The organism is Paraburkholderia acidiphila (genome assembly GCF_009789655.1).
Lineage (GTDB): Bacteria > Pseudomonadota > Gammaproteobacteria > Burkholderiales > Burkholderiaceae > Paraburkholderia > Paraburkholderia acidiphila.
In genome coordinates, this window is sequence record NZ_CP046909.1 from 1600910 (window position 1) to 1619773 (window position 18864).

Sequence of the window (18864 nt, forward strand, 5' to 3'; positions counted from 1 at the left end):
GAAGGGTAAAAAGTCGGAAGAAAAAAACGCAGCCAGAAGGCTGCGCCGGAGAACCTTGCGCGGTTGCGCGGTGTGGTTTAGTCGTGCTTCGCGACGTCTTGCGTCGAATCGAACGGACAGCCCTCCACCGCGAGCGCTGTCGGCAGCACATATGAGCGGAACTGCTCTCGCAGCTTGAGCTTTTGCAGCTTGCCCGTTGCCGTGTGCGGCAAATCGTCGACGAACACGGCGTCGTCGGGCAGCCACCATTTCGCAACCTTGCCATCGAAGAAGGCCAGCAGTTCCTCGCGCGTGACCGCGGCGCCGGGCTTCTTTACCGCGACGATGAGCGGCCGCTCGGTCCAGCGCGGATGCGCGCACGCAATGCACGCGGCCTCCGCGATGGCCGGATGCGCCACCGCGATGTTTTCGAGGTCGATCGAGCTGATCCACTCGCCGCCCGACTTGATCACGTCCTTGCTGCGATCGGTGATGTGCAGGAACCCGTCGGGGTCGATCGTGGCGACGTCGCCGGTGGGGAACCAGCCTTCCACGAGCGGCGAGCCGCTTTCCTGCCGGAAGTAGCGGTCGATCACCCACGGCCCGCGCACATGCAGGTCGCCGAAGGTCACGCCGTCCCACGGCAGTTCTTGACCGCCTTCGCCAACAATCTTCATGTCCACGCCGAAAATCACGCGCCCCTGCTTTTCGAGCAGCGCTTGCTGGGCTTCGCGAGGCCGCTTCGACTGCTCCCAGTTGAGCCTCGAAAGCGTGCCGAGCGGCGACATTTCCGTCATGCCCCACGCGTGGATCACCTGCACGCCGTAGTCGTCCTCGAAGGTGCGCAGCATGGCCGGCGGGCACGCCGAACCGCCGACCACCGTGCGGTCGAGCGTGGAAAAGCGCACGCCCGCGCCGCGCATATACGCGAGCAGACCCAGCCAGACGGTCGGCACGCCGGCAGAGACGGTCACGCCTTCGGCCTCCATGAGTTCAAAGAGCGATTTGCCGTCGAGATCCTTGCCGGGCAGCACGAGCTTCGTGCCTGTGAGCGGCGCGGCATGAGGAATGCCCCACGCATTCACATGGAACATCGGCACGACGGGCAGAATCGCGTCGCGCGCCGAGAGACCCAGTGCATCGGGCAGCGAACCGGCGTACGCGTGCAGCACCGCAGACCGGTGCGTGTAGAGCGCGCCCTTCGGGTTGCCGGTGGTGCCGGACGTATAGCAGAGGTTCGACGCGCTGCGCTCGTCGAGCTCGGGCCACGCGTAGTTGCCATCCTGCGCGGCGAGCAGCGTTTCGTAGCAGAGCACTTGCGTACGCATTGCCGGTAGATGCGACTCGTCGCATAGCGCGATCCAGCCGCGTACGTTGGGGCATTGCGGCGCGAGCGTGTCGACGAGCGCGGCGAACGTGATGTCGAACAGCACGTAGCGGTCGTCGGCGTGATTGACGATCCACGCGACCTGCTCAGGAAAGAGCCGCGGATTGATGGTGTGGCACACGGCGCCGAAGCCGGTCACCCCGAAGTACGCTTCGAGATGCCGATAGCCATTCCATGCCAGGGTGCCCACGCGTTCGCCCGGCGCCACGCCAAGCGCGATGAGCGCCTGTGCGAGCTGCTTCGAGCGCGCCTCGCACTCGCGGTACGTGTAGCGGTGAATATCGCCTTCGATGCGGCGCGAGACGATCTGCGCACTGCCATGATGGCGCGCCGCATGCGCGATCAACGACGAGAGCGTGAGCGGCACATCCATCATCTGTCCAAGCAGCGGCGCACTCATCGTTAGCGGTCTCCTCGCGTTGATCGGCGTGATATGGCGTAGTCTTTCGCGTTTTGCTTTCGCGTATCGGGTACCGCGCCGGCAGGCTTCGAACGTGCTCCAGCACGCCGGCGGGTGCGGAATTACAATATCGGCTATTCAACAGGCCCTCAATATGTCGTTTTCACCAGGCACTCCCGATTCCCAAGGCGGCTCGTCCGCTACGCACACGCCCGCCACCGGCCCGCTCGCCGACTTCGAACGCGCGTTGATCGCGCCGCGCGACGACGCCTTTGCCGCGCTCGGCGCCCGCTTTTACACGCGGCTGCCCGGCGCGCCGCTGCCTTCTCCCTACGTCGTCGGCTTTTCGAAGGGCATGGCCGCGCAGCTCGGGCTCGATGCGTCCGCTGCTGCCGACCCCGCGTTCGCCGAGTTCTTTTGCGGGAATTTCACGCGCGAGCGCTCGCCATCGGCCATGTCGTACGCAACGGTCTACTCGGGCCACCAGTTCGGCGTATGGGCCGGCCAGCTCGGCGACGGCCGCGCGCTCACGCTCGGCGAAGTCGAGCACGAGGGCAAACGCAACGAGATCCAGCTCAAGGGCGCGGGCCGCACGCCCTACTCGCGCATGGGCGACGGCCGCGCGGTGCTGCGCTCGTCGATCCGCGAATTTCTGTGCTCGGAGGCCATGCATCATCTCGGCATTCCGACCACGCGCGCGCTCACGGTGATCGGCTCCGATCAGCCCGTGCGCCGCGAAGAGATGGAAACGGCCGCGGTCGTCACGCGCGTGTCGCCGAGCTTCGTGCGCTTCGGCCACTTCGAGCACTTCTACTCGCACGACGACGTCGATGCGCTGCGTGCGCTCGCCGACCACGTGATCGCGCGCTTCTATCCGCAACTGCGCGAAGCCGACGACCCGTACCTCGCCCTGCTCGACGAAGCGGTGCGCAGCACGGCGGCGCTGATGGTCGAGTGGCAGGCCGTGGGCTTCTGCCACGGGGTGATGAATACCGACAACATGTCGATTCTCGGCCTCACGATCGACTACGGTCCGTTCGGCTTCATGGATGGTTTCGACGCGAACCACATCTGCAATCATTCGGATTCGCAGGGCCGCTACGCGTACCGCATGCAGCCGCAGATCGGCTACTGGAATCTCTTTTGCCTCGCGCAGGCGCTCGTGCCACTGTTCGGCGCGCACTACGACATCGCCGACGAGAAGAAGCGTGGCGAGCGCGTGGTGGCCGACGCGCAAGGCGTGCTCGAGTGCTTCAAGGGGCACTTTGCGCCCGCGCTCGAAGCGCGCATGCGCGCGAAGCTCGGCCTGGAACACGAGCGCGAAGGCGACGACGCGCTGGCGAACAAGCTCTTCGAAATCATGCATGCCAATCGTGCCGACTTTACGCTCACGTATCGCAATCTCGCGCGCGTGTCGAAGCACGACGCGAACGGCGACGCGTCCGTGCGCGACCTCTTTCTCGATCGCGCCGCCTTCGACGCCTGGGCCGCCGAATACCGCGCGCGCCTTGCGCACGAAACACGCGACGACGCCGCGCGCGCGGAGGCGATGAACCGCACGAATCCGAAATACGTGCTGCGCAACCACCTCGCACAAACGGCGATCGAGCGCGCTGTGCAAAAGGACTTCAGCGAGGTCGAACGGCTCGCGAAGGTGCTCGAGCGGCCATTCGACGAGCAACCCGAGCACGCGTCGTACGCAGGACTGCCGCCCGACTGGGCGAGTTCGCTCGAAGTCAGTTGCTCTTCGTGAGCGCGCCCCCATCTACGTGATCCTTGTTTCTCACCCGACAGGAACCCAACATGAGCCAGGACGACCATAACTCCACCGCCTACCCGGGCTACAAAGCCGACGAGCAATGGCGGGAGCAACTCGACGACACGCAGTACCAGGTCACGCGCCACGCCGCGACCGAGCGCGCGTTCACCGGCAAGTACTGGGACCACTTCGACCGCGGTGTGTACGACTGCGTGTGCTGCGGCACGCCGCTCTTCGAGTCCGACACCAAATTCGACGCGGGCTGCGGCTGGCCGAGCTACTTCCGTCCGATCAACGGCGAGGTGATCGAGGAGAAAACCGACCGCACGCACGGCATGCTACGCATCGAGGTGCGCTGCAAGAACTGCGGCGCGCATCTCGGCCACGTGTTCGAAGATGGTCCGGCCCCGACGGGCCTTCGGTATTGCATCAATTCGGCTGCGCTACAATTCGAGCCCAAGTAAACGCTGGCAAGGCCCCCCCGCGCCCCGCGCGGGGCCCCACGGGTGAAACCGGGCCTTGAAGGCGTCGTGCCCTCTTTTGCCCGGGGCTCATTTTGTAAACTCTCAGGCCGATAATGAAATTCCTGTTTGATCTGTTCCCGATCATCCTCTTTTTCGTCGCCTTCAAGCTGTGGGGCATCTTCACGGCGACGGCCGTGGCGATCGGCGCGACGCTCGTGCAGATCGCATGGGTGGCGTTCCGCCACCGGAAGGTCGACCCGATGCTGTGGCTTTCGCTTGGCATCGTCGTCGTGTTCGGCGGCGCCACGCTGATGCTGCACGACGAAACCTTCATCAAGTGGAAGCCCACCGTGCTCTACTGGGCGTTCTCGGTCGTGCTGCTCGTTTCGCAAGTGCTGTTCGGCAAGAACCTCATCGAGGCGATGATGGGCAAGCAGATCACGCTGCCGCCGCGCATCTGGACGCAACTGAACTTCGTGTGGTCGATCTTCTTCGCGCTGCTCGGCATTCTCAATCTGTTCGTGGCGTTCCACTTCTCCACCGACGCGTGGGTCGACTTCAAGCTGTTCGGCGCGACCGGCATCCTCGTGGTGTTCATCGTCGGCCAGAGCCTGTGGCTTTCGCGTTACATGAAGGAAGAAGAATGAGCGACGTCTTTCTCAACGCGAGCCCGGCCGAGCGCATGGCGCTCATCGAAACGCGCCTGACCGCGGCGCTTGCGCCCGTTTCCATCGACGTGCGTGACGACAGCGCGCAGCACGCCGGACACGCCGGCGCCGCTGCCGGCGGTCACTATCATGTCACGATCGTTGCGGCCGCATTCACGGGGAAAGCCCGCGTGGCAAGGCATCGCATGGTGTATGATGCGCTGGCCGAGGCCATGCAGCGCGGCATTCACGCACTCGCGATCACGGCGCTCACGCCCGAAGAAGCCGCGGCGCTGCCCCGGTAAGCCCCACGTTAGATTTTGTTCGCCATTTTGGTTCGCCCCGTTAGGACTTTCCGATGACCTTGAAGAAGACCCATCTCTGGGTGTTGCTGGCTGCGTGCGCGGCGGCTCCCGCCTTTGCGCAGAATATCGCCGTCGTGAACGGCACGCCGATCCCCAAAGCGCGCGCCGATGCGCTGGTCCAGCAACTCGTCCAACAAGGCCAGCAGGATTCGCCGCAACTGCAAATGGCGGTGCGCGAAGAACTCGTGAACCGCGAGATCCTCATGCAGGAAGCCATTCGCGAGGGCATTCCGAACAACCCCGACGTGAAGGCGCAAATCGCCGTGGCCCAGCAGACCGTCGTGCTGCGCGCGCTGATTCAGAACTTCGTGAAGAACAACCAGCCGACCGACGCCGAAGTCAAGGCGCGCTACGACCAGCTCACGAAGGACGCGGGCGGCAGCGAATACCACCTGCACCACATCCTCGTGGACAACGAGCAGCAGGCCAAGGACCTGATCGCGAAGATCAAGGCCGGCGCCAGCTTCGAAGACCTCGCGAAGCAGTACTCGAAGGATCCGGGCTCGGCCAAGAACGGCGGCGACCTCGACTGGTCGGATCCGAAGGCATATGTGCCGGAATTCGCGGCTGCGGCCACGCATCTGCAGAAAGGCCAGATGACCGATACACCGGTGCACACGCAGTTCGGCTGGCACATCATCCGCGTGGACGACATCCGCCCGGTCACCCCGCCGCCGCTCGAGCAGGTGCGCCCGCAGATCGTCCAGCAGCTCCAGCAGGAAAAGCTGCAAGCGTTCGAAGAGAATCTGCGCAAGCAAGCGAAGATTCAGTAAGGCTGCCTCGCGGCGCATGGGTCACTTGCGCCGCTCGTAAAAACCCCGCGACCTGCGAAGGCGCGGGGTTTTTGTTTGCGGCTACGTACTGAGCTCGTAGCTCGTGCTGCGGCCGCCGCCCTCCGCTTTACGCAGCACACCAAGCGCCACCAGATCGTTGATGTCGCGTAACGCCGTGTCGGACGAACATTTGGCGATGGCGGCCCACTTGCCGCTCGTGAGCTTGCCGTCGAAGCCGTCGAGCAGACGGTTGAGCAGCTTGACCTGCCGCTCGTTGAACGGCGTCGTGGCCCAGTCGCGCCAGAAACGTGCCTTGGCGAGCACGGCGTCCAGCGTGATCTGCGCCTGATCGACCGCGCGGTGCAGCGTGTCGAAGAACCAGGCGAGCCACAACGTGACATCCATGGAGCCGTGCTGCGTGCGCTCCAGAATGTCGTAATAGCCCTTGCGCTCCCGCTGGATCTGCGCGGAGAGGCTGTAAAAGCGCTGCGCACTGCCGTCCGCGCGCGCGAGCAGCAAGTCGCCGATGGCTCTCGCCACCCGCCCATTGCCGTCGTCGAACGGGTGCAGCGTGACGAACCATAGATGGCCGAGGGCGGCCTTGATGAGCGGCGGCTCTTGTGCCGGGCCATTGAGCCAGGCGAGGAAGCGCCGCGTCTCTCCTTCGAGCCGGTTTGCGGGCGGCGCCTCGAAATGCACGCGCTGACGGCCGATGGGGCCCGAGATCACCTGCATGGGCCCGGTCGCATCGTCGCGCCATGCACCGACGTTGATCCGCGAGAGACCCGCGTAACCCGTAGGAAACAGCGCGGCATGCCAGCCGAACAGGCGCTCGCGTGTCACCGCCGCGCCGCTGTTGGTGGTCGCGTCCAGCACCATCTCCACCACGCCTTCCACGTGGCGGTCGACCGGCGCGAGCGCCCCGATGTCCACGCCCATTCGACGCGCAATGGACGAGCGCACGGAGGCGACATTGAGCTGCTCGCCCTCGATCTCGCTTGTCTTGAGCACGTCCTCGGTGAGCGCCGCGAGGCTCGCCTGATCGCGCAGCGCCATGCCGACATCGGCCAGCCGGCCTACCAGCAAGCCTTGGGCGCGGCTGACCTCCGCCATGGGCTCAGCAAGCGCCGTCAGATCGAAGCGCCACTGAGGCCAGTCGCTTGCTTGCCAGATGTAGGTGTATTCGCCGCTATTCATGCGGTGATTATGAGACGTATTCGCCGCACACACAAGTTAATCGCCGCGAAAAGTGCGGCGATTAGCGCCGGTATTCGCCGCAAGGCCTGTCCGGTCGGCACCCAAAAGGCAAAAACCCGGCCCGCACTCCAATGGAGTGCATGGCCGGGGTTTCCGTCGGGGCAAATTGGACCGCCGTCAAACCTCCGCGCGCGGTCCGGTCAGCGGGTTAGCCCACCCACTTGCGCGCGTTCTGGAACGCACGCATCCACGGGCTCGCCTCGCCCCACGCTTCGGGGTGCCAGCTCATCGTCACCGTGCGCTGCACGCGCTCGGTGTGCGGCATGAGCACCGTGAAGCGGCCGTCAGGCGTCGTGACCGACGTGATGCCTTGCGGCGAACCATTCGGGTTGAACGGGTAGGCTTCCGTGGCCTGGGCGCGATGGTCGACGTAGCGCATCGCCACGGCGACCTTCGAGATATCGCCCTGCTGTGAGAAGTCCGCGAAACCTTCGCCGTGCGCGACCGCCACCGGAATGCGCGAGCCTTCCATGCCGTTGAAGAAGATCGACGGCGAGCCCTGCACTTCCACGAGCGAGAAGCGCGCTTCGAACTGCTCCGACTTGTTGCGCGTGAACTTCGGCCAGGCGTCGGCACCCGGGATCATCGAAGCGAGGCTCGACATCATCTGGCAGCCGTTGCAGATGCCGAGCGCAAACGTGTCCTGACGCCCGAAAAACGCCGCGAACATGTCCGCGAGCTTCGCGTTGAAGCGGATCGTCTTGGCCCAGCCTTCGCCCGCGCCCAGCACGTCGCCGTACGAGAAGCCGCCGCAGGCCACCGCGCCCGCGAAATCGGCGAGCGTGGCGCGGCCTTCGAGCAGGTCGCTCATGTGGACGTCGTGCGCGTCGAAGCCGGCGCGGTCGAACGCGTACGCGGTTTCGAGGTGCGAGTTCACGCCCTGCTCGCGCAGGATCGCCACGCGCGGACGCGCACCCTTGCCGATGAACGGCGCGGCGATGTCCTCAGCCGGATCGAACGTGAGATGCGGCTGCATGCCCGGATCGGCGGCGTCGAGCAGCGCGTCGTATTCGGAGTCGGCGCAGGCGGGGTTGTCGCGCAGGCGCGCAATGCGCCAGCTCACTTCGCTCCACACACGCTGCAGTTCGGCGCGCGGCGCATCGTAGATGCGCTTGGCGTCTCGGTAAATTTCGATCGAGTCGCGCGGGTTCAGCGTGCCGATCACGTGCGAGCAGACCGACAGACCGTGCGTGCGCAGCACCGCCATCACGGCGTCGCGCTGCTGGGCCGGCACCTGGATCACGGCGCCGAGTTCTTCGGAGAAGAGCGCGCGCAGCGTGCGGTCTTCGCGGCGGCCGCTCGTTTGCTTCGCCCAGTCCTTGGCGTCGCCGTAGTCGGACTCGTGTTCGCTGTCGAGCGTGAGCATGTCCACATTCAGCGACACGCCCGTATGGCCCGCGAAGGCCATTTCGCACACCGTCGCCCACAGGCCGCCGTCCGAGCGGTCGTGGTACGCGAGCAGCTGCTCGTTCGCGTTCAGTTGCTGGATGGCCGTGAAGAACTGTTTGAGGTCTTCGGCATTGTCCACGTCGGGCACCGCGTCGCCCACCTGCTGCGTGACCTGCGCGAAGATGCTGCCGCCCATGCGGTTCTTGCCGCGGCCCAGATCGATGGCGATCAGGACCGATTCGCCCACTTCGTCAACGCGGCGCAGTTGCGGCGTCAGATGGCGACGCACGTCCTCAACCGGCGCGAATGCCGAGATGATCAGCGAAACCGGCGCGACCACTTCCTTCGCCACGCCTTCCTCGTTCCACTTCGTGCGCATGGACAGCGAATCCTTGCCCACCGGAATGCCGATGCCAAGCGCCGGGCACAGTTCCATGCCGATCGCCTTCACGGTGTCGTAGAGCGCGGCGTCTTCGCCCGCGGCGCCGCATGCGGCCATCCAGTTCGCGGAGAGCTTGAGCTTGTCGAGCGACAGGATCGGCGCGCTCGCGATATTGGTGATCGCCTCGCCCACGGCCATGCGGCCCGATGCGGGCGCATCGATCACGGCGAGCGGCGTGCGCTCGGCCATCGTCATCGCTTCGCCCTTATAGCCGGCGTAGTCGAGCGCGGTGATCGCGCAGTCGGCCACCGGCACCTGCCACGGGCCGACCATCTGGTCACGCACCGTCGTGCCGCCCACCGAGCGGTCGCCGATGGTGATGAGGAACGACTTGCTGCCCACGGTCGGGTGACGCAGCACGCTTTTCGCGACTTCGTCGAGCGAGATGCCCGTGACTTCGACCGGCGCGAGCGGCACGCTTGCGTGCTCGACGTTGCGATGCATGCGCGGCGGCTTGCCGAGCAGGATGTCCATCGGCATGTCGACCGGCTGGTGGCCGCCGTTGGCCGCGAGCGCCGCTTCGTCGGTGTCGATGAGCTTCAGGTCCCGCGCGTCGGTCGCGACGCCCACGACGGCGAACGGGCAACGCTCACGCTCGCAGATCGCCTCGAACTCCGCCAGATCGGCGGGCGCGATCGCGAGAACGTAGCGTTCCTGCGATTCGTTCGACCAGATTTCGCGCGGCGAAAGCCCCGACTCTTCGAGCTGCACCTTGCGCAGTTCGAAGCGCGCGCCCTTGTCCGCGCCGTCGACGAGTTCCGGGAAGGCGTTGGACAAACCGCCCGCGCCTACGTCGTGAATGCTCAGGATCGGATTGCGCTCGCCGAGCTGCCAGCACGAGTTGATGACTTCCTGCGCGCGGCGCTCGATTTCCGGATTGCCGCGCTGAACCGAGTCGAAGTCGAGTTCGGCGGTATTGGTGCCGGTCGCCATCGAGCTGGCCGCGCCGCCGCCCATGCCGATGCGCATGCCCGGGCCGCCGATCTGGATCAGCAGCGTGCCGGCCGGCAGGTCGTGCTTGTGCGTGTGCTGCGCGCTGATGTTGCCGAGGCCGCCCGCGATCATGATCGGCTTGTGATAGCCGCGCACGGTGCCCGCAACGTTCTGCTCATACGTGCGGAAGTAGCCGCCAAGGTTCGGGCGGCCGAATTCGTTGTTGAACGCGGCGCCGCCGAGCGGGCCGTCGATCATGATCTGCAGCGGCGAGGCGATGCGGTCCGGGCGGCCATAGGCGCCCTGCGTGTCGGCGGGATTGCGCAGCGCGAGCGGCACGGCCGCGTCGCGCGCGTCTTCCCATGCTTCGCGCGCATCGGGCAGATCTAGGTTCGAGACCGTGAAGCCCGTGAGACCCGCCTTCGGACGCGCGCCGCGGCCCGTCGCGCCTTCGTCGCGGATTTCGCCGCCCGAGCCCGTTGCCGCGCCGGCGAACGGCGAGATCGCCGTGGGGTGGTTGTGCGTCTCCACCTTCATCAGCGTGTGCGTGAGTTCGGTGTGGCGGCCGTACTGCTCGCCCGGCGTGCCGTCGGCGTTGGTCTTGCGCGGGAACCAGCGCTCCGCGACCGCGCCTTCCATGATTGACGAGTTGTCCGAGTACGCGACGATCGTGCCTTGCGGGCTGATCTTCTCGGTGTTGCGGATCATCGCGAAGAGCGACATATCCTGGTCCTGGCCGTCGATCGTCCAGCTCGCGTTGAAGATCTTGTGGCGGCAGTGCTCGCTGTTGGCCTGCGCGAACATCATCAACTCGACGTCGGTCGGGTTGCGCTCGAGCTTCTTGAAGTTCTCGACGAGGTAGTCGATCTCATCGTCGGCGAGCGCGAGGCCCAGTTCGCCGTTGGCCGTTTCGAGTGCCGCGCGGCCGTGGCCCAGTACGTCGACCGTCTGCATCGGACGGGCCGGCAGTTCGTCGAACAGGTGCAGCGCCGCGTCGCGCGAAGGCGTCACGCTTTCCGTCATGCGGTCGTGCAGCGCCGCGGCCACAGCCGCGTGCGCCTCTTCCGAAAGCGTCTTCTTGCCGCCGAGCAGGCCCGACTTGAGCATCACGGTGTACTCGACGCCGCGCTCGATGCGGCGCACTTGCTCGAGGCCGCAGTGATGCGCGATGTCCGTGGCTTTGCTCGCCCACGGCGACACGGTGCCGAAACGCGGCACGACGAGGAACGTGAGCGCGCTGCCACGCTCCTGCGGGGCCGCGAACGGCGCGCCGTAGTGCATCAGCGCCTCGATCTTCGCGCTGTCTTCAGCGGAGAGCGGCGTGGCCGAGTTGACGAAATGCAGATACTGGCCGTGCACGCCGACGATGTTGGCGTCGATACGCTGAAGCGTCTCGAGCAGGCGGGTCTGACGGAAGTCGGAAAGGGCCGAAGCGCCGGGGAAACACGAGAAGTGGGCCATGGACTGGGGCGTTGCGTCGAGGTTGCGTCAGAGTTGCGTCGCGGCTTCGCCTCGCGCGAAACACGTCGCAAGGTGGCGATGCGTCGCGCGGGGATGGCGACGGTCAGGCGAAGGGAGACCGCGATTATAACCCGGAAGGCTTGTCCTGACCGCCCCGGCGGCCGTGCCGTGGACGGCTCGGCGGGCACACCGCACCGTATTTCGGGACAGTCACGGCGGACGACAACGCAAACGGTACGCGAAAAGCGCTGAATTCGCGATATGCCGGGCGCATCGATGCCTGCGCCTCAACGTGCCCGAGGCTTGCCCCGCAAGGTGCCTGCGCCCCCGCGAGACGCGTGTGGCACCCCGGCCTCGCGCATGGCGATGCGCACGCTTTCGCTGCTATGATTGCGCGTTTCGTCTGATCGGCGCACCCGGGCATCGCTTCGGCGCGCCGCACGCCCCACCTTCGCAGGACGCCCTCATCTTGGCGCGTCACCTGCCTGCAGATCGTATCGTCATGGATGTCATCGTCATCGGCGGCGGAATCGCCGGCATCGCCACCGCCTGGCAGCTGCGCGCGGCCGGGCATCGCGTCTGCGTGATCGAACGCCACGCCACCGTTGCGCAAGGCGCGACCTACGGCCATAGCGGCATTGCGCTGCCCACGCCGCTCGACGTCTGGTTCGGCCCCACCTTCCTGCGCAACGGCCGGCAATCGTCCGGCGGCGTGATCAGCAAGACCGGCTGGCGCGGCCAGGCGCATGGCTTCGTCAAGCGCCTCGCCACGCTGCACGGCTCCGAGGCGTTCGCCGGGCGCTATGCGCTCCTGCGCCCGCTCATCGAGTCCGCGCAAGCCGCGCTCGCCGACGTCGACGCGCGCTTCCAGCTCGACTACGAGCAGCGCGACGGCCTGCTCTATCTCGTCCGCGGCAACGACGAATGGTCGCTCACCCAGCCGGCCCTCGAACTGCTGCGCCGCTTCGAGACGCCCCATCACGCACTTTCGCCCGCGGAATGCGTGGCTTTCGACCACACCATCCCCGCCGATCCGCCGTTCGCGGGCGGCGTGCACTTCGAGACTGGCCGGGTCGCCAACTGCCCGCTCTTCGTGAAGCTGCTCAAGCAGGTGCTCGACGCCCAGGGCGGCGTGCAGTTCGAAACGAGCCGCGAAGTCAGTGCGATCCGCCTGGAAGACCGGCGCGCAGCGGTCGAACTCGCGCCGGCTGCGCATGAAGCGGGCCGCTCGCGCGACGTCGAGGTGATCTCGGGTGATGCAATCGTGGTCGCCGCAGGCGCGCAAACGCCGCGGCTGCTCGCGCCGCTCGGCATCAAGATGCCGTTCTATCCGCTGCGCATGCACACGCTCAATTCGCCGGTGGCGCGCGAGGAATGCGTGCCGCAGACGACGATCGTCGACGCAGGCAAGCGCATCGCCATCGCGCGCATGAATCACCGGCTGCGCATCTCGGGCTCCGCCGTGCTGCTGCGCGCGCAGGAAGTGGACGACGCCCTGCCCGAGGCGCTGACCGAGGATGCGCTCGCCCTGCTCGGCGAAGCGTCGCGCGACTGGGCGCCGGGCGCCGCGCGCATTTCGGCCGCGCTTGCGTGGGAAGGCATGAAGCTGCTTTCCGCCGACGGCCTGCCGGCGGTCGGCAACGTGGGCCATCCGCGCCTGTTCGTCAACGCGGGCCACGGACCGGCCGGCTGGGCGCTTTCGCTCGGCTCCGCGCGTCTCGTCGCCCAGCAGATCTCCAACACCGCGCCGGACCTGCCGCCCGATACCATCAAGGCGCTCTGGCCGGGCCGCGATTAAGCGGCGCGCGCGGCGTTGCCTTGCCGTCGCGCCGATCCGCCACGCTCGAGAGGCGTGCCTTCTGAAGGCGTGCTCGGGTATCGTTGCGATGTCGCTTCTCAGGACCGCATCGCCATGACGCACGCTCCCCACTCCTGCGGCACCGGGCAACCGGTGCTCGTCAATCCGCACGATCGTGCGGTCCCACTTCTTAGCGTCGAAGCGCTACGCGAGGCCGAAGTCGCCGCACAGGCCGCTTTGCCTGCTCACACGCTCATGGCGCGCGCAGGCGCGGCCGCCGCGCACTTCCTGAGCGAGCAACTCGCGCATGCGCCCTCGTGGGCGAGCGACAAGCCAGTGTGGTTCGCCGCGGGGCCCGGCAACAACGGCGGCGACGCGCTCGTCGTCGCCGCTGAGCTGCATCGCGCGGGCGTCGCCGTGGAAGTCTGCATGCCAGTCGAGGTCAAGCCCGACGACGCGCACTGGGCGCTCGCCGAGGCACGCGCGGCGGGCGTGCCCATCGTCTCGTCCGCGCCCGCTTCATTCGACGCTTACGGCTGGCTCGTCGACGGCATGTTCGGCATTGGTCTTGCGCGCGGGCTCGAAGGCGTGTTCGCCGAACTCGCCGCCAAACTCTCGGCACGCGCGCGCAGTCATGGCCATGTGCTCTCGCTCGACGTGCCGAGCGGCCTCGACAGCGACACGGGCAACGTCGTCGGCAGCGGGGCCGCCGTGCGCGCCACACATACCGTGACGTTCATCGCCGCCAAGCCTGGCCTGTACACAGGTGTCGGGCGCGACTACGCGGGCGCCGTCACGCTCGCGCCGATCGGCATCGACACTGAAGACACGCCGGGCGCCGCGCGCCTGAACGCACCGTCGCTCTTCGCCGCCGCGCTGCCCGCACGCGACTTCGCGACCCACAAGGGCACGTTCGGCACGCTCGCCGTCGTGGGCGGCGACACGGGCATGTGCGGCGCGCCGATTCTCGCCGCGCGCGCCGCACTGCTCACCGGCGCGGGCAAGGTTCACGTGGGCTTTCTCGGCAGCGACGCGCCGCCCTACGACGCCCCGCACCCCGAACTCATGCTGCATGCGGCGGCCCGGCTCGCGCTCGACGCGATGGACGCCGTGGCGGCAGGATGCGGCATGGGCGGCAGCGCGTCCGCACGGCAGCTGGTGGACGCCATCCTGCGCCTTCGGTCCCCCGTGCTGCTTGACGCCGACGCGCTCAACCTCATTGCGCGCGACGAGGCGCTCGCAGCACATGTTGCGCAGTCAGCCGACGCGCGCGGAGCGCCTTGCGTGCTCACGCCGCACCCACTCGAAGCAGCGCGTCTGCTTGGCTGTGACACAGCCGCAGTACAGCGCGACCGTGTGGCCGCAGCGCGATCCCTCGCCACCCGCTATGCGGCGGTTGCGGTGCTCAAGGGCAGCGGCACCGTGATTGCCGCCCCCGACGGCCGTGTCGCCGTCAATCCCACCGGCAACGCCGGCCTCGCCACGGGCGGCACCGGCGACGTGCTCGGCGGCATGATCGGCGCGCTGCTCGCCCAGCGCCTGCCGCCCTACGAGGCGGCGCTCGCGGGCGTCTACCTGCACGGCCTCGCCGCCGACACTCTGTGCGCGCAAGGCGAAGGCCCCGCTGGCCTCACCGCTGGCGAACTCGCGCCAGTCGTGCGCAAGCTCATGAACCGGCTCTTTTACCCGCCGGGCTGCGCAGCCTGAACACAACCTGAGCGCAACCTGAAGCCGCACGCCGCCCCTTCGCCCGCGCGGCACACCGCTTGCTTCGCTGCGCCCTTTGACCCGCCTCTCGCGCGCATTGCCGCCGCACGCGCCAGAACGCTGCGCAGTGTCGCGTGAGGCCGCTATACTGATCCTCCGCACGCCGTCTCTCACCGGAGGCGGCCCGTGCTTTCTCCGCGGCGCGCGAAGCGCGTTCGGCCTGACCGGCGAACCGCACCTGCCGCCCTCCTATTCGTGATCCCTCGCTAGACGAACATGACGAATCCGCTCCCCGCCTGGTCCGCGCTACAGACGCATTACGAACAGATCCGCGACGAAAATCTGCGCGACTGGTTCGCTCCCGCCAACGACCCTGCGCCGACGCGCGCCGAACGCTTCACGTTCGCCGGCGCCGGCCTCGGCGCCGACTTGTCGAAGAACCGCATCACCGACGCCACGCTGAAGCTGCTCGTGCAGCTGGCTCGCGAGGCCGGCGTGGAAGCGCGCCGCGATGCGATGTTCAAGGGCGAAGTCGTCAACCCGACCGAAGGCCGCGCGGCCCTGCACACCGCCTTGCGCGCCACCGAGGCCGACGCCCCGTTCCACGCGCAGATCCTCGCCGAGCGCGCAAAGATGGCGAAATTCGCCGACGCCGTGCGCAGCGGCGCATGGACCGGCTACACCGGCAAGCGCATTCGGCATGTCGTGAACATCGGCATCGGCGGCTCGGACCTCGGGCCGAAGATGGTCGTGCACGCGCTCAAGCATCTCGAACTGCCCGAGATCACCTCGCACTTCGTTTCGAACGTCGACGGCGCGGACCTGTGGCGCACGATCGAAAACATCGACCCGGAAGAGACGCTTGCGATCATCGTTTCGAAAACGTTCACGACGCTCGAAACCATGACCAACGCGCTGTCGATGCGCGACTGGTTCGTCAAGCACGGTTGCCCGGAAGGCGAACTCGCGAAGCACTTCGTGGGCGTCTCGGCCAATCCGGCCGAAGTCGTGAAGTTCGGCATCGCGAAGGAAAACGTATTCGAGATGTGGGACTGGGTCGGGGGCCGCTATTCGCTGTGGTCGGCCGTGGGTCTCTCGATCATGATCGCCATCGGGCCGCAGCAGTTCGACGAATTGCTCGCCGGCGCGCACGACATGGACAAGCACTTCCGCGAAGCGCCGCTCGAGAAGAACCTGCCCGTGCTGCTCGGCATGATCGGCGTCTGGTATCGCAACTTCTTCGGCTCGCAGAGCTATCTCGTCGCGCCCTATTCCGAAGCGCTGCACTTCCTGCCCTCATACCTGCAGCAGCTCGAGATGGAGAGCAACGGCAAGCAGGCGCGCCTCGACGGCAAGTTTGTCGATTACGCGACCTCGGCGATCACCTGGGGCGAGCCCGGCACGAACGGCCAGCATGCGTTCTTCCAGATGCTGCACCAGGGCACGACGATCGTGCCGATCGACTTCATCGCCGTGCTCACGCCCGAGCATCCGCTGTCCGACCATCATCCGAAGCTGCTCGCGAACTGCTTTGCACAGAGCGAAGCGCTGATGCTCGGCCGCACCGAGGATGAAGCGCGCAAGATCGCGGGCCCGGACAAGCCCGAACTCGTGCCGCACATCATGTTCCCCGGCAACCGGCCGACCACCACGCTGCTCGTCGACGCGCTGACCGCGCGCTCGCTCGGCGCGATCATCGCGCTGTATGAGCACAAGGTGCTCGTGCAGGCTTGCGTGTGGGATATCAATCCGTTCGATCAGTGGGGCGTGGAACTCGGCAAGATCCTCGGCAAGGTGGTCGAAGCCGACCTGAACGCAGCAAGCGGCAACGTGAAGCCGCACGATTCGTCCACGGCCGCGCTAATCGCGCGCGCCCGTGCGGCGCTCAAGCGTTAAATTGCGGAAATTCGGCGTGCGCGTGGACTGCGCACGCCGCTTATCAGCTTATTTGTCGGCTTGCTGGTTGTCCGCGCACTAACGCCCGGCTTCGACATTGCTCGCGTTGCGCGAAGGCGCTCCGCCATGCGGCGCGTTCGCCACGCGACGCCCCGCTTCTATCGTGATGATCGCGTCGCACCGCTGCGCAAGATCGACATCGTGGGTGACGAGCACGAGCGTCGCCCCGTTGGCGCGGTTGAGTTCGAACATCAGGTCGATAACGGCGTGGCCCGTGGCGGCGTCGAGGCTGCCGGTGGGCTCGTCGGCAAACAGCACGGCCGGGCGTGTCACGAAGGCACGGGCGAGCGCCACGCGCTGCTGCTCGCCGCCCGAGAGCAGCTTCGGATAGTGGCCAGTGCGCTCGGCAAGACCCACGCGCTCGAGCAGCGCGCGCGCGCGGGCGAAGGCATCGCGCGTCGACATGCCGCCCTGCAGTTCGAGCGGCAGCGCCACGTTTTCCAAAGCGGTGAGATGCGGCATCAACTGGAACGACTGGAATACGAAGCCCACAGAACCGTTGCGCAGTGCCGCGCGCTGGTCTTCGGCCATGCCGGTAAGCTCATGACCGAGCAGGCGCACCGATCCCGCGCTCGCGCTGTCGAGGCCGGCCAGCAGGCCGAGCAGCGTCGACTTGCCGGAACCGGACGCGCCGACGATCGCGACGCTCCCGCCCGCCTGCACGGCGAGGTCGATGCCGTCGAGGATCGTCAGTTCGCCCGTGGCGTCGGTCACCCGCTTGCTCAAACCCCGTACTTCGATGACTGGATCGCTATTCATTCGCACATGATGACGCACAGGTTAGCCGTGAACCAGAAGCGCGCCGCGCGGCGCGCCGCCCTCTCTCGCGCCGGGTCCCGCTTCAGCGCGTTTGCATCCGCTTTTGCCTCGATCGCCGCCTTGACCGCCGCTGCCATGCTTGGCGCGTCGTTTGGCATGACCAGCGCCGCTCTCGCAGCCACGCCCGCGCCCACCGCCAACGCGGCGACGAACCCCGCCGCCACGGCGAAACCCAATATTGTCGTGCTCGGCGACAGCCTTTCCGCCGAATACGGCCTGCCGCGCGACACAGGCTGGGTGGCCTTGCTGCGCGAGCGCCTGGCGAGCGAGCGGATCGATTATAACGTTGCGAATGCGAGCATCAGCGGGGACACGACCAGCGGCGGACTCACCCGCCTGCCGCTCGTCATGCAGCGCATCCAGCCCTCGATCGTGATCGTCGAGCTGGGCGCGAACGACGCACTGCGCGGCGTGCCGCTCACGACCACCGAGAGCAATCTGCGCGCCATCGTCGCGCAGATCCGCAAGGGCGGTGCTAAACCCGTGCTCATCGGCATGTACGTGCCGCCCAACTATGGGCCCGACTACACGCGCGACTTCCACGCGATCTACGAGCGGCTTGCGAAAGAACTGAACGTGCCGCTCGTGCCCTTTCTGCTCGCCGGGCTCGCCGACAAGCCCGAGCTCTTCCAGTCCGACCAGATCCATCCCACCCAGCAGGCACAGCCATTGCTACTTGGCAATGTGTGGCCAACGCTCAAGCCGCTGCTCGGCAACGGCGGGCGGCGCTGAGGCGGCAGCCGGGCAAACGTGCGGACAGTGCGGACGCCCTCACCGGACGACCTTGTCCTTGGGCCCCGCCCTTCACGCGCTCAAGCCGCTCACGCCGCTCAGGTGGCGTGGCGGCGAACGACTGCCTCTCGCCATTGGCCACGTTTTGCGTCAGACACGCGAGCCCGAGCGGCTTCGCCGTCTGAACCCGACCGACCCCGACTGGAGGGAAGAAGCGTGAAATATTTACCTCTCATTGTCGTAACGGCAGCACTTGCTGCCTGCGCCAATCAGCCAATGCCGAGCGGAGCGCAGTCCGTCGGCACCAGCCAGCAACCGCCTGCGACGGTTGCGCAATGCATCGCGCAAAAATGGGCCGACAAGTCGCAGCAGCAAGTCGTCTCGCAGTCCGTGCTCGCCAACGGCCAGGCTGTCGACGTCTACGTCCCTGGCCAGCAGCCGCCTAACGGCGCAGCGGCAACGGTGCGCCCGGCGTGGAGCGCCAGCGCGAAGACGTGGGTCGGCTTCCGCTCCGGCGGCGGCGCGGGTGGAGACGCCACCGGCGCCACCGGCGACATCAACGCCTGCCTCTGATTTCGCGCTCGCCAGAACGCAAA

Annotated in this window: 16 protein-coding genes; 11 read left to right on the plus strand and 5 right to left on the minus strand. The window is 66.9% G+C overall.

Annotated elements, in window-relative coordinates; translation table 11 throughout:
- Positions 1-77: 77 nt before the first annotated feature.
- Entirely contained in the window at positions 78-1766 is a 1689-nt protein-coding gene (locus tag FAZ97_RS07150; protein ID WP_158757817.1) for a 3-(methylthio)propionyl-CoA ligase, read from the minus strand.
- A gap of 154 nt (positions 1767-1920) precedes the next feature.
- On the opposite strand from FAZ97_RS07150, the gene FAZ97_RS07155 reads away from it, so the two are divergent.
- The 5 genes from FAZ97_RS07155 (at position 1921) to FAZ97_RS07175 (ending at position 5774) form a co-directional block, all read left to right on the plus strand.
- Positions 1921-3519 carry a protein adenylyltransferase SelO gene (locus FAZ97_RS07155; protein WP_158757818.1) on the plus strand — a complete coding sequence of 533 codons (1599 nt, stop codon included), beginning with the start codon at positions 1921-1923 and terminating at the stop codon, positions 3517-3519.
- Positions 3520-3569: 50 nt separating this feature from the next.
- Entirely contained in the window at positions 3570-3989 is a 420-nt protein-coding gene (msrB, locus tag FAZ97_RS07160) for a peptide-methionine (R)-S-oxide reductase MsrB (protein ID WP_158757819.1), read from the plus strand.
- A 113-nt stretch (positions 3990-4102) separates the two neighbouring features.
- A complete protein-coding gene (locus FAZ97_RS07165; RefSeq protein WP_158757820.1) occupies positions 4103-4636 on the plus strand; it encodes a septation protein A in 534 nt (177 codons plus the stop codon).
- Complete coding sequence (locus FAZ97_RS07170; protein WP_158757821.1) at positions 4633-4941, plus strand: BolA family protein; 309 nt, start codon at positions 4633-4635, stop codon at positions 4939-4941. The genes FAZ97_RS07165 and FAZ97_RS07170 overlap by 4 nt, the downstream gene beginning before the upstream one ends.
- Positions 4942-4994: 53 nt before the next feature.
- Positions 4995-5774 carry a peptidylprolyl isomerase gene (locus tag FAZ97_RS07175; protein ID WP_158757822.1) on the plus strand — a complete coding sequence of 260 codons (780 nt, stop codon included), beginning with the start codon at positions 4995-4997 and terminating at the stop codon, positions 5772-5774.
- An 81-nt stretch (positions 5775-5855) separates the two neighbouring features.
- Here FAZ97_RS07175 and FAZ97_RS07180 read toward each other — a convergent pair whose 3' ends face one another.
- Positions 5856-6971, minus strand: a complete 1116-nt coding sequence (locus FAZ97_RS07180; protein ID WP_158757823.1) for a Fic family protein — start codon at positions 6969-6971, stop codon at positions 5856-5858.
- 208 nt (positions 6972-7179) lie between these two features.
- Complete coding sequence (purL, locus tag FAZ97_RS07185; RefSeq protein WP_158757824.1) at positions 7180-11256, minus strand: phosphoribosylformylglycinamidine synthase; 4077 nt, start codon at positions 11254-11256, stop codon at positions 7180-7182.
- 502 nt (positions 11257-11758) lie between these two features.
- Between purL and FAZ97_RS07190 the strand changes: the two genes are divergently transcribed.
- The 3 genes from FAZ97_RS07190 to pgi all read left to right on the plus strand — a co-directional run bounded on the left by FAZ97_RS07190 (position 11759) and on the right by pgi (position 16657).
- Positions 11759-13054, plus strand: coding sequence for an FAD-dependent oxidoreductase (locus FAZ97_RS07190; RefSeq protein ID WP_158757825.1), 1296 nt, complete (start codon positions 11759-11761; stop codon positions 13052-13054).
- A 114-nt stretch (positions 13055-13168) separates the two neighbouring features.
- Complete coding sequence (locus FAZ97_RS07195; RefSeq protein ID WP_158757826.1) at positions 13169-14761, plus strand: NAD(P)H-hydrate dehydratase; 1593 nt, start codon at positions 13169-13171, stop codon at positions 14759-14761.
- Between the two features lie 276 nt (positions 14762-15037).
- Complete coding sequence (gene pgi, locus FAZ97_RS07200; protein ID WP_158757827.1) at positions 15038-16657, plus strand: glucose-6-phosphate isomerase; 1620 nt, start codon at positions 15038-15040, stop codon at positions 16655-16657.
- A gap of 78 nt (positions 16658-16735) precedes the next feature.
- Here the strand turns inward: pgi and FAZ97_RS07205 are convergent, their stop codons facing one another.
- Positions 16736-17476 (minus strand): ABC transporter ATP-binding protein, encoded by a 741-nt coding sequence (locus FAZ97_RS07205; protein ID WP_158757828.1) that lies wholly within the window; start codon positions 17474-17476, stop codon positions 16736-16738.
- A complete protein-coding gene (locus tag FAZ97_RS35185) occupies positions 17473-17634 on the minus strand; it encodes a hypothetical protein (RefSeq protein WP_199272107.1) in 162 nt (53 codons plus the stop codon). Before FAZ97_RS35185 ends, FAZ97_RS07205 begins: the two co-directional genes overlap by 4 nt.
- On the opposite strand from FAZ97_RS35185, the gene FAZ97_RS07210 reads away from it, so the two are divergent.
- The 3 genes from FAZ97_RS07210 to FAZ97_RS07220 are packed head-to-tail and all read left to right on the plus strand — an operon-like array spanning position 17633 to position 18841.
- The gene (locus FAZ97_RS07210; RefSeq protein ID WP_233271540.1) at positions 17633-18268 is read left to right on the plus strand and encodes an arylesterase; all 636 of its coding nucleotides are present in this window, start codon (positions 17633-17635) and stop codon (positions 18266-18268) included. The two genes, FAZ97_RS35185 and FAZ97_RS07210, sit on opposite strands and share 2 nt — an antisense overlap.
- A 58-nt stretch (positions 18269-18326) precedes the next feature.
- On the plus strand, positions 18327-18488 hold the full coding sequence (locus FAZ97_RS07215; RefSeq protein WP_158757829.1) for a hypothetical protein: 162 nt from the start codon (positions 18327-18329) through the stop codon (positions 18486-18488).
- Positions 18485-18841 carry a hypothetical protein gene (locus tag FAZ97_RS07220; RefSeq protein WP_158757830.1) on the plus strand — a complete coding sequence of 119 codons (357 nt, stop codon included), beginning with the start codon at positions 18485-18487 and terminating at the stop codon, positions 18839-18841. Before FAZ97_RS07215 ends, FAZ97_RS07220 begins: the two co-directional genes overlap by 4 nt.
- Positions 18842-18864: the final 23 nt, after the last annotated feature.

Coding starts and splice junctions, on each gene's coding strand:
- FAZ97_RS07150 (WP_158757817.1), bottom strand. CDS start 1,766: ATGAGTGCGCCGCTGCTTGGACAGATGATGGATGTGCCGCTCACGCTC.
- FAZ97_RS07190 (WP_158757825.1), top strand. CDS start 11,759: ATGGATGTCATCGTCATCGGCGGCGGAATCGCCGGCATCGCCACCGCC.
- FAZ97_RS07195 (WP_158757826.1), top strand. CDS start 13,169: ATGACGCACGCTCCCCACTCCTGCGGCACCGGGCAACCGGTGCTCGTC.
- FAZ97_RS07205 (WP_158757828.1), bottom strand. CDS start 17,476: ATGAATAGCGATCCAGTCATCGAAGTACGGGGTTTGAGCAAGCGGGTG.
- FAZ97_RS07170 (WP_158757821.1), top strand. CDS start 4,633: ATGAGCGACGTCTTTCTCAACGCGAGCCCGGCCGAGCGCATGGCGCTC.
- FAZ97_RS07165 (WP_158757820.1), top strand. CDS start 4,103: ATGAAATTCCTGTTTGATCTGTTCCCGATCATCCTCTTTTTCGTCGCC.
- FAZ97_RS07180 (WP_158757823.1), bottom strand. CDS start 6,971: ATGAATAGCGGCGAATACACCTACATCTGGCAAGCAAGCGACTGGCCT.
- FAZ97_RS07210 (WP_233271540.1), top strand. CDS start 17,633: ATGACCAGCGCCGCTCTCGCAGCCACGCCCGCGCCCACCGCCAACGCG.
- pgi (WP_158757827.1), top strand. CDS start 15,038: ATGACGAATCCGCTCCCCGCCTGGTCCGCGCTACAGACGCATTACGAA.
- FAZ97_RS07155 (WP_158757818.1), top strand. CDS start 1,921: ATGTCGTTTTCACCAGGCACTCCCGATTCCCAAGGCGGCTCGTCCGCT.
- FAZ97_RS35185 (WP_199272107.1), bottom strand. CDS start 17,634: ATGCCAAACGACGCGCCAAGCATGGCAGCGGCGGTCAAGGCGGCGATC.
- purL (WP_158757824.1), bottom strand. CDS start 11,256: ATGGCCCACTTCTCGTGTTTCCCCGGCGCTTCGGCCCTTTCCGACTTC.
- msrB (WP_158757819.1), top strand. CDS start 3,570: ATGAGCCAGGACGACCATAACTCCACCGCCTACCCGGGCTACAAAGCC.
- FAZ97_RS07175 (WP_158757822.1), top strand. CDS start 4,995: ATGACCTTGAAGAAGACCCATCTCTGGGTGTTGCTGGCTGCGTGCGCG.